General features: G+C 59.8%; 11 protein-coding genes. 9 read left to right on the forward strand and 2 right to left on the reverse strand.

What is annotated here, in order from left to right; genetic code table 11:
• From PMI18_RS17380 to PMI18_RS17360, 5 genes are all read left to right on the forward strand, one after another.
• Window positions 1–2,298, forward strand: a 2,298-nt coding sequence (locus tag PMI18_RS17380; protein ID WP_007899528.1) for an Ig-like domain-containing protein, incomplete at its 5' end; no start/stop codon positions are given.
• A 40-nt stretch (window positions 2,299–2,338) separates the two neighbouring features.
• Window positions 2,339–3,853, forward strand: a complete 1,515-nt coding sequence (locus PMI18_RS17375; RefSeq protein WP_007899531.1) for a TolC family protein — start codon at window positions 2,339–2,341, stop codon at window positions 3,851–3,853.
• Entirely contained in the window at window positions 3,837–4,442 is a 606-nt protein-coding gene (cysC, locus tag PMI18_RS17370; RefSeq protein ID WP_007899535.1) for an adenylyl-sulfate kinase, read from the forward strand. The genes PMI18_RS17375 and cysC overlap by 17 nt, the downstream gene beginning before the upstream one ends.
• Complete coding sequence (locus PMI18_RS17365) at window positions 4,439–5,224, forward strand: aspartyl/asparaginyl beta-hydroxylase domain-containing protein (protein ID WP_007899540.1); 786 nt, start codon at window positions 4,439–4,441, stop codon at window positions 5,222–5,224. The genes cysC and PMI18_RS17365 overlap by 4 nt, the downstream gene beginning before the upstream one ends.
• A complete protein-coding gene (locus tag PMI18_RS17360) occupies window positions 5,212–6,156 on the forward strand; it encodes a sulfotransferase family protein (RefSeq protein ID WP_007899543.1) in 945 nt (314 codons plus the stop codon). Before PMI18_RS17365 ends, PMI18_RS17360 begins: the two co-directional genes overlap by 13 nt.
• A gap of 120 nt (window positions 6,157–6,276) precedes the next feature.
• Here the strand turns inward: PMI18_RS17360 and PMI18_RS17355 are convergent, their stop codons facing one another.
• Together PMI18_RS17355 and PMI18_RS17350 are read right to left on the reverse strand one after the other, a co-directional pair.
• On the reverse strand, window positions 6,277–7,035 hold the full coding sequence (locus PMI18_RS17355; RefSeq protein WP_007899545.1) for a slipin family protein: 759 nt from the start codon (window positions 7,033–7,035) through the stop codon (window positions 6,277–6,279).
• A gap of 22 nt (window positions 7,036–7,057) precedes the next feature.
• Window positions 7,058–7,585 (reverse strand): NfeD family protein, encoded by a 528-nt coding sequence (locus PMI18_RS17350; protein WP_007899549.1) that lies wholly within the window; start codon window positions 7,583–7,585, stop codon window positions 7,058–7,060.
• Between the two features lie 210 nt (window positions 7,586–7,795).
• Between PMI18_RS17350 and PMI18_RS17345 the strand changes: the two genes are divergently transcribed.
• The 4 genes from PMI18_RS17345 to PMI18_RS17330 all read left to right on the forward strand — a co-directional run bounded on the left by PMI18_RS17345 (window position 7,796) and on the right by PMI18_RS17330 (window position 9,281).
• Complete coding sequence (locus PMI18_RS17345) at window positions 7,796–8,263, forward strand: aminoacyl-tRNA deacylase (protein ID WP_007899556.1); 468 nt, start codon at window positions 7,796–7,798, stop codon at window positions 8,261–8,263.
• A 110-nt stretch (window positions 8,264–8,373) separates the two neighbouring features.
• A complete protein-coding gene (locus tag PMI18_RS17340; RefSeq protein WP_007899563.1) occupies window positions 8,374–8,619 on the forward strand; it encodes a DUF2789 domain-containing protein in 246 nt (81 codons plus the stop codon).
• Between the two features lie 145 nt (window positions 8,620–8,764).
• On the forward strand, window positions 8,765–9,010 hold the full coding sequence (locus tag PMI18_RS17335; RefSeq protein ID WP_007899564.1) for a type II toxin-antitoxin system Phd/YefM family antitoxin: 246 nt from the start codon (window positions 8,765–8,767) through the stop codon (window positions 9,008–9,010).
• Window positions 9,000–9,281 carry a type II toxin-antitoxin system RelE family toxin gene (locus tag PMI18_RS17330; RefSeq protein ID WP_007899567.1) on the forward strand — a complete coding sequence of 94 codons (282 nt, stop codon included), beginning with the start codon at window positions 9,000–9,002 and terminating at the stop codon, window positions 9,279–9,281. Before PMI18_RS17335 ends, PMI18_RS17330 begins: the two co-directional genes overlap by 11 nt.
• Window positions 9,282–9,600 lie beyond the last annotated feature (319 nt).

A 9,600-nucleotide genomic window follows, 5' to 3' on the forward strand; every position in this document is an offset into this window, starting at 1 on the left:
ACCTTCAGCGAAGCGGTCAGCGGTTTCAGCAACGCCGACCTGACCATCGCCAACGGCACACTGACTGCGGTGGCGAGCAGCAGTGACGGCGGCGTCACCTGGACCGCGACCTTCACGCCGACCAATGCCATCACCGACACCACCAACCTGATCACCCTGGATAACAGCGGGGTGCAAAACGCTTCGGGCAATGCCGGCAGCGGCACTACCGATTCCAACAACTACGCGATCGACACCGTGCGGCCTACGGCAACCATCGTGGTTGCGGACGCGGCGCTGGGGGTAGGGCAAACATCGGTGGTGACCATCACGTTCTCCGAGGCGGTGACCGGTTTTACCACGGCCGACCTGACGGTGAGCAACGGTACCCTGAGCAGTCTGAGCACCAGCGATAACATCACCTGGACCGCCACCCTGACGCCGACAGCGAGCATCACCGATTCGACCAACCTGATTATTCTGGACAACACCGGGGTCCTGGATGTGGCCGGAAACGCGGGTGCCGGCACCACGGATTCGAATAACTACGCGATCGACAGCCAACGGCCGACCGCCACCATCGTGTTGAGCGACACGACCCTGAAACCAGGGGAGACGTCGCTGGTGACCATCACCTTCAGTGAAGCGGTGACAGGTTTTGACAACAGTGATTTGAGCATCGCCAATGGCACCTTGAGCGCGGTCAGCAGCAGCGACGGTGGCATCACCTGGACCGGGACCTTCACCCCGACTATCGGGATTACCGACACCAGCAACATCATCACGCTGAACAACAGCGGCGTCTCGGACCTGGCCGGCAATACCGGGGCAGGCACCACCAACTCGGCCAATTATGTGGTGGAAACCGAGGTGCCGACCGCCACCATCGTGGTTGCCGACAATGCCCTCAAGGCCGGTGAAACCTCGCTGGTCACTATCACTTTCAGCGAAGCAGTCAGCGGTTTCAGCAACGCCGACCTGACCGTTGCCAACGGCACCCTCAGTAATGTTTCGTCCAGTGATGGCGGCGTGACCTGGACCGCGACCTTCACGCCTACGGTCAGTGTGACGGACACCACTAACCTGATCAGCCTGGACAACAGTGGTGTAACCAACGCCTCGGGTAACAGTGGCGTCGGCGTGACCAATTCCAACAACTACGCGATCGACACCGCTCGCCCGACCGCGACCATTGTGGTTGCGGACAATAAACTGGGCATCGGCGAGACCACCACGGTGACCATTACCTTCAGCGAAGCGGTGTCCGGTTTCGACCTGTCGGACCTCAGCGTGGCCAATGGCGTGCTATCCAACCTTGCCAGCAGCAACGGCGGTGTGACCTGGACCGCCACGCTCACGCCGACCGCGAGCCTTAATGATGCGACCAACCTGATCATACTCGACACCGGTAATGTGCTCGACGCCGCCGGCAATGCCGGCGCCAGCATCGCCATCTCCAACAACTACGCGCTGGATGCGACCCACCCGACCGTCAACATCGTGGTTGCCAACCCGAACCTGAGCATTGGTCAGACGACACTGGTGACTTTCACCTTCAGCGAGGCGGTCAGCGACTTCGATTTGTCGGACCTGAGCGTCACCAATGGCGAGCTGACCAACCTGGCCAGCAGCGACGGCGGCAAGACCTGGACCGGGACCTTCACACCCACCGCGAACATCACCGACCCGAGCAACTTCATTGCGCTGGACACCAGCAATGTGACGGACCTGGCGGGCAACGTGGGCGCCAGCGTCGCGGTATCCAATAACTACGCGATCGATACCGCACCGGCGCCTCCCTTGGTTTTGACACCGGTGGTCGTAGTCGATCTACCGAACGTGCCATTGCAACCGATCATCTTCACTCCACCCACTGGCGATCTTGGCTCGCCGCTGACCTTTGCCCCGCTGTTTGAACAACGGGTGTTAGGTAATGGCATTCGGCCTCTGGGCGATATTTTCCTGAACCATGGGGCGCTGGCGCCAAGTTTTATCGCGCAGGTATTCAGCAGCAGTGAGAGCGGTGGTGATGGCTCAGGCCAAGGCTTCCTGGGCTTTGGCGGGGGCGATGGCGGGGTCTTCGGCAGCAGCACGCTGTCGAGTCTGTTCAATCAGGACACCAGTAGCGAGGGGGATTCGCTGAACACCTTCGGTAGTCAGTCAATCAGGGCGGGGGATGCTTCCCAAGGGTTGCGTGGCGTGTTTGGCGCACCGACTCTTGGCCAGCAATTGCAACAGCTCAAAGACACCGAGCAGCGGCAGGTCGAAAGCCTGGCCGCAGCTTTGCAACAGGTCGGCATCAGCGAAATGCAGGCCTGAAAAAAACATTAAAGCAGTGAGGCACCCGGGGGCTCCAAGGATGAAGAGAAGTCAGAAGTTGTTCGGCGCCAGCCTGCTGGCGCTGGCGATCAGCGGATGTGCAGTCACCAGTGAACCGATCGAACGCAGCGTCAGCCAACAGCGCGCCAAAAGCGATCTGCAAAAGATGTACACGGGTCAGGAGCCCCTCAGCGGCCCACTGACCATGCACCAGGCCATGGCCCGCGCGGTGAAGTACAACCTCGAAGGCCGGCTCAAGATCATGGAAGAGGCCCTGGCCAAGCGCCAACTCGACCTCGCCAGTTTCGACATGCTGCCACGCATGGCGCTGGATGCCGGTTACGTGGGGCGTAACAACGTCAACGCTTCCAGCAGTCAGAGCGTGGAAACCGGCACCCAGTCCCTGGAACCGTCGACCTCCCAGGACCGCGACCGTGAAGTGGCGGACCTGACCATGGTCTGGAACGTGCTCGACTTCGGCGTCAGTTACATCAGTGCCAAGCAGCAGGGCGATCAGCGGCTGATCGTGCAGGAGCGTCGGCGCAAGGTGATCAACACCATCGTTCAGGACGTACGCTCGGCCTATTGGCGAGCCATGGCCGCCGAGCGTTTGCTCAAGCAAATCGACAGCCTGATGGCCCGGGTCGAAACCGCCCGCAACAATAGCCAGAGCATGAGCGAACAGCGTATCGGCGATCCGATTCAGGCATTGGGTTATCAGCGCTCGCTGATCGAAGCCACTCGGCAACTGGAAGAGCAACGCCGCGCGCTGTCGCTGGCGAAAACCGAACTGGCGACCCTGATCAACCTGCCTCCGAGCACCGAGCTGACGCTGGCGACCCAGGACGACTACGTCATTCCGGAACTCAAAGTCGACCTCGCCAGCCTGGAACAGGAAGCCCTGACCAGTCGGCCGGAGTTGCGTGAGCAGGATTACCAGACCCGCATCAGCGCCGCCGAAACCCGCAAAGCCATGCTGCGCCTGCTGCCGGGGCTGGAGTTTTCCGCCGGTGGGCATTACGACAGCAACTCGTTTTTGGTGGAGCAGGGCTGGGCGGATTACGGGGTGAAAGTCACCTGGAACCTGTTCAATGTGATTTCCGCACCCGCCGCGATCGACGTTGCCAAGGCCGGTGAAGAAGTCGCCACGGCGCGCCGGCAGGCGATGTCGATTGCCGTACTGGCGCAGCTTTACGTGGCCAACGCCAACTATCGCGAGGCGATGCGGCAGTTCAAGACCAATCAGCAACTGTCGGACATCGATGGGCAAATCGTCGGCCAACTGCGCAATCGCTATCAGGCGGCCGGGCTGGGCGAACTGGATCTGATCCAGGGCGAGCTGAACACGTTGCAGGCCGATCTGCGTCGCGACCTGTCTTACGCTGACTTGCGCAACGCTTACGGGCAAATCTTCGCCAGCGCCGGTCTCGATCCGCTGCCGGACGAGGTGCAATCGACGCAAGTCCAGTCCATCGCCACCGCCCTGGCCACTCGCGAAGAGGCGTGGGCGGCGGGCAACATCTCAGTGCCGGTGGCCCATGCCCCGGTCCAATAACCTGTTGGCGCCGACGGCGAGCATCAGCCGCGCCCAACGGGAGACCCGCAACGGCCATCGTGGCGCAGCGATTCTGCTGACCGGTTTACCGGCCGCGGGCAAGTCGACATTGGCCCAGGCACTGCACGCCGAGTTGTTCGAACACGACGTGCAGAGTGTGGTGCTCGATGGCGACGGATTGCGGGTCGGGCTCAATCGCGACCTGGGGTTCAGCGACAGCGATCGCCTGGAAAACATCCGCCGTGCCAGCGAACTCGCGGCGCTGTTGGTGGACAACGGGCAGATCGTGATCCTCGCGATGATCGCGCCCTTGGTGGAGTTGCGTGAATTGTTCGTCCAACGGTTGGGCGAGGACTACCGCGAAGTCTGGTGCAGCGCCTCGTTGGCGGTGTGTGAACAGCGCGATCCCAAAGGTCATTACGCCCGGGCTCGACGGGGTGAGTTGGCGGGGTTTACCGGTATTTCGGCGCCGTATGAACCACCGCCGTGCGCGTCGCTGGTGCTCGACACGGGTGCGCAGTCGGTCGAAGCCTGTCTCGACCGTTTGCTAACCTGGCTCGGCGAGTGCGCGGTGCTGCCGAAACAATGAGTCGGCCGGCCTTCTCCCGCTTGCCGGTAACGGTGGATTTGCCGTTGCTGTTGCAGGCGCTGGGGGCGATTGGCGAGGACGACTGGCGCAGCCACTTCAATAGCGCTTATTACGCGGGCGACTGGAGTGGCGTGGCGCTGATTTCCGCAGCCGATGCCTTGACTGAGCTGTCGCCCGGTCGCGGCGAAACGCTTTTGCGTGAGCCCTGGCGGCAAGATGCTCGATGGCAGCAAGGGCTGCGGGATCTGCCGCTGCAGATCGTCTGCGCGCGCCTGTTGCGGCTCGGCCCGGGCGGGCGCATCCATGAGCATCGCGACTATGACCTGGGCGAGCCGGACGCTGATTTGCGTGTACATATCCCGCTGCTCAGCCCACCTCGGGTGGACTTTCTGCTGGATGGCCAACGCATGCCGATGGCCGCAGGCGAATGCTGGTATCTCGATTTGTCGCGGCCGCATCGCGTGGATAATCGCGATACCCAGGCACGGGTTCATCTGGTACTCGATTGCCGGCCCGGTGCCTGGCTGGAGCAGGCGATCATCGACGGTGTATCGACCACGCCGCCGCCCGGTGTCGATGATGGGGCTTTGCTACAGTTTCAGCGTTTAGTGGCCAGCGATTCGCAGCTTTCGAAGACGTTGCAGGGCTTGCCGGACACCGACGCTTTTATCACCCGCACTTTGGAACTGGCGGCTGGGCGAGGCTTGCTGTTCACCCGCGAAGAACTGCGCGCAGCGATGCGCGACGGTCGCCGCCAATGGAATGAACAATGGAGCGCCTGAACCTCGAAGGCTGGTTGCCGATTCGTGTCTGGCAAGAGGCCGGACAATGGCAAGTCGACTGGTGCTGGTTCGGTGACACGCGGCTGCATCAGCCGTTTTTTCGTGATGCCGTAGAGGATGCGTTGCGGCTGCCGTTCAATCAGGCGTTTCGCCGCACAACTGCATTGTCGACCCTCGCCGACTGGCAGGTTTGCAGGCCCGGACTGGCCCCGAGTGCCTTTATCTTTCATGCCTCGCGCTGCGGCTCGACGCTGATCAGCCAGATGCTCGCCCAACTCGACAACCACATTGTCATCAGCGAAGCGCCGCCGCTGGATGCGTTGCTGCGCTGTGATTTGCCTACCGTTGAGCGCCGTGCCGCGATCAAAGGGTTGCTGTCTTCCTACGGTCAGCGTCGGCTCGGTTCGGAGCAACGACTGGTGATTAAACTCGATGCCTGGAACATCACTGAATTGCCTGTGTTGCGCGAGTGTTTTCCCGAAACGCCTTGGTTGTTTGTGTACCGCGATCCGCTGGAAATCGCCGTTTCGCATCTGCGTCGTGCGGGCATGCACATGGTGCCGGGAATGATCGGGGCGAGCGGGCTGGACGACGAATTGCCGTTCGATAGTCGCGAGGATTACATCGCACGGCGGGTGGGGCGGTTGCTGGCGTCGGGGTTGGCGCAATGCCGGGCGTTTGGCGGCCTGGCGGTGAACTACAGCGAACTGCCGCAGGCCATGGCGGGGCGGCTGGCAGCGCTCTTTGCGTTGGATCTCGAGCAGCGCAGGCAAGTCTTTGCGGCGGTGGGGCAACATGCCAAGCAGCCGTCGCAGGTGTTTGTTGGTGACAGCGATGACAAGCGTCGTGAAGCCTCGGTGCTTCTCAACGAACGCATACAACAATGGGCGCTAGAGCCTTATAAGGCTTTGGAGAAAATGCGCAAAATATGATTGGAATGGCTTTTTGTGGCGAGGGAGCTTGCTCCCGCTCGGCTGCGAAGCAGTCGCAGGTTTTAGGGCCGCTACGCGACCCAGCGGGAGCAAGCTCCCTCGCCACAGGTCATCGGTGCATCAAGACTTGGACGACAAATCCGCCATCCCCTTGAGCAATTCGATCGGCAGCGGAAAGACGATGGTCGAACTCTTGTCCCCGGCGATCGAACTCAGCGTCTGCATGTAACGCAGCTGCATGGCCCCCGGCTGGCGACCGAGCATTTCGGCGGCCTGCATGAGTTTTTCCGAGGCCTGCAACTCACCTTCGGCGTGGATCACCTTGGCCCGACGTTCCCGTTCGGCCTCGGCCTGCTTGGCGATGGCGCGAATCATCGATTCGTTGAGGTCCACGTGTTTGATCTCGACGTTGGCCACCTTGATGCCCCAGGCATCGGTCTGCGCATCGAGTACTTGCTGGATGTCGACGTTCAGCCGTTCCCGTTCGGCCAGCAATTCATCGAGTTCATGTTTACCGAGCACCGCTCGCAATGTGGTCTGGGCCAGTTGGCTGGTGGCCATGAGAAAGTCTTCGACCTGAATGATCGCCCGTTGCGGATCGAGCACGCGGAAATACAGCACCGCATTGACCTTGACCGAAACGTTGTCCCGGGTGATCACGTCTTGAGGCGGTACGTCGAGCACCACGGTACGCAGGTCGACGCGAACCATTTGCTGGACCACCGGAATCAGCAGAATCAGGCCAGGGCCCTTGACCTGCCAGAAGCGTCCGAGCTGGAACACCACGCCGCGTTCGTATTCGCGCAGGATGCGGAAGGTCGACCCCGCCAGTGCAATCAGCAATAACAGGAGCGCGGCAAAACCCAGTTGCAGACCCATGACTATTCTCCGCCATCATTGTTCATGCGGGCGCCGCGTCAGCCGCGACCACTTCCAGCAGTAAACCCTTGCGCGCCACCACCCGGACCTGCTGGCCGGGTTGCAGCGGTGTTTCGCTCATTACTTGCCATTGCTCGCCTTGCAGGTGCACCCAGCCGAAATACGCATTACCGGCCTGCAACGACGTTATCGGCGTCACGCTGCCCAGTAATTCGTCGTCGCCGCTGACGTTACGGCGCGGTCGGGTTTTCAAGGCGCGGATCAGCAGGAACGTCAGCAGCAGTGCGCTAATCAGCCCCAAGCCGATCATCAAGGGAACGGGGACTTCGGCATTGGTCAGAATCACCGCCCCAATCACGAACATCACAAGACCGCCCAGACCGACCACGCCGTAATTGGGCAAGGCTGCCTCGGCGATCAGAAACGCAATGCCGAACGTGATCAGCCAGAGCCCGATGGGATCGGGAACCAGCACCACGAGAGTGTCCGCCGCGAAAACCGATCCGCTCAAGGCCAGCAGCAGCGCAATTGCCCAGCAACGAGTGTTCACTTGACCCTCCGGGAGAGTCATCCGTCCGCGAGCCGTTCATGACTCTGTATACAAGTCTAGTTGAGCCTGTAGTGGTATGAATTTTGACCAGTGCCGACAGCGTCCGACGGGCGGATTTCCGGCCGGATCCCACCAGCGGGCCTAGACTTTTAAGGGAGACAAAAATTAACCATCGTCCGCGATTCGTTGCTGCGGACACCGAGGTGCATCATGCGTATGGCAAAAACCGTGCAGAACAGCCTGGACAAGGCCCACTGCGAATATGACATCGTTTCCCACCCGCACTCGGCCAGCAGCCTTGAAACGGCTCGGCTCGCGGGCATCCCTGCCGAACGGGTCGCCAAATCGGTGATCCTCGACGACCGCCACGGGCATTACTTGATGGCCGTGCTACCCGCCAGCCGTCACCTGGACCTGAGCAAAGTCCGTGGCAGCAGCGAATGGCAAGTCACCCGGGAAAGCAACTTGCCGCACCTGTTCGATGATTGCGAACGCGGTGCCGTGCCTGCACTGGGTGAATCCTACGGGATGGACATGGTCATCGACCCACAGCTGACCCGGCAGAAAGACATCTACCTCGAAGCCGGCAACCACAACAACCTGGTACACATGAGCGTGCCGGAATTCTTGAAAATGGTGCCGCATGCCGAAGTGTGCGAGTTGAGTCTTTCGGCGTAGACATAACTACCGTCATCGCGGGCAAGCCTCGTTCCTGTAGGAGCGAGGCTTGCCCGCGAATGGCCGCGCCGCAGTCACCCGTCAATTACGCGATTACGAAGGAGCCCGACATGGAATCCCCCACCCACAGCCTCCCATCGCTCTTCAAACAACTCGGCCTGCCGGATGACGCCGAAAGCATCGATAAATTCATCGCCACCCATTCACCACTCAAGCCCGAACTGCACCTGGCCGACGCGTTCTTCTGGAGCGAGAGCCAGGCAGAACTGCTGCGTGAGGAGATTCTGGATGATGCCGATTGGGCTGAGGTGGTGGATCAGCTGGATGTGATGTTGAGGAAAGGGCGGGGGGTGTAAAAAAATCTGGAGAAAAATGGCGAAATGTAAAAAAAACTGGTGAGTGGTAAAAAAATCTGAGCAGAAGCTTAATTTGTTAGCTTTTTCCAGGTTGCTCAGAAACAGACAATAGACCAGAATAAAGACCTGAATTGAGGTCTTAATTATGCAAAGTGTTCTGGCCGACATGGCGGTTAGCGTGTCCGAGTTGAAGAAAAACCCATCTGCAGTTCTAAGCGGTGCTCACGGTGGGCCTGTGGCAGTGTTGAACCACAACCGGGTTATGGGATACATGGTTCCGGCCGATGTTTTCGAGCAAATGATGGAGCGCCTCGATGACTTCGAGCTGGCGGAAATTGTTCGCTCTCGTAGAAATGAAACGCCGGTCCCGGTAAGCCTGGATGACCTATAAGCTTGAATTCCTGCCGTCCGCACGCAAGGAGTGGGACAAGCTTGGGCATACGTTGCGTGAGCAGTTCAAAAAGAAACTGGCGGAGCGACTCGAATTGCCTCGAATCCCTTCCGACTCACTGCATGGGATGCCTGATTGCTACAAAATCAAGTTGAAGTCATCGGGATACAGGCTTGTGTATCAAGTTTTTGACGAGCGTGTAGTCGTTTCTGTGGTGGCGGTTGGTAAGCGCGAACGCAGTGATGTATATGACCGAGCCAAGAAGCGCTGATAATTCCTAGCTGTCCATTTCTGCCGCTTGCGCCCGCTTAGCGGCAAATTCAATTTCGATCTCTTCATGACTGCGACACTGTCCACCGTGTCGCGAGAGTCGTGCCACGTCCACTTTCCTTTGCAGGAAATTGTGGTAACGATCCGGCCCTCCAAAATCGAAGATATTTCCAGTTTCTGTTGTATCACTGCCAGACATCGTTTGATTCTCGGTTCGGATAGTGAACGTTACACAGATTTCAAACCCGACAGCGATTCCTGTTGAACCCCGCGTCTGACCATTGCTCGCCAATTTGTTACAAAACTTGACCAACTTTCCC

The organism is Pseudomonas sp. GM102 (assembly GCF_000282555.1).
GTDB lineage: Bacteria > Pseudomonadota > Gammaproteobacteria > Pseudomonadales > Pseudomonadaceae > Aquipseudomonas.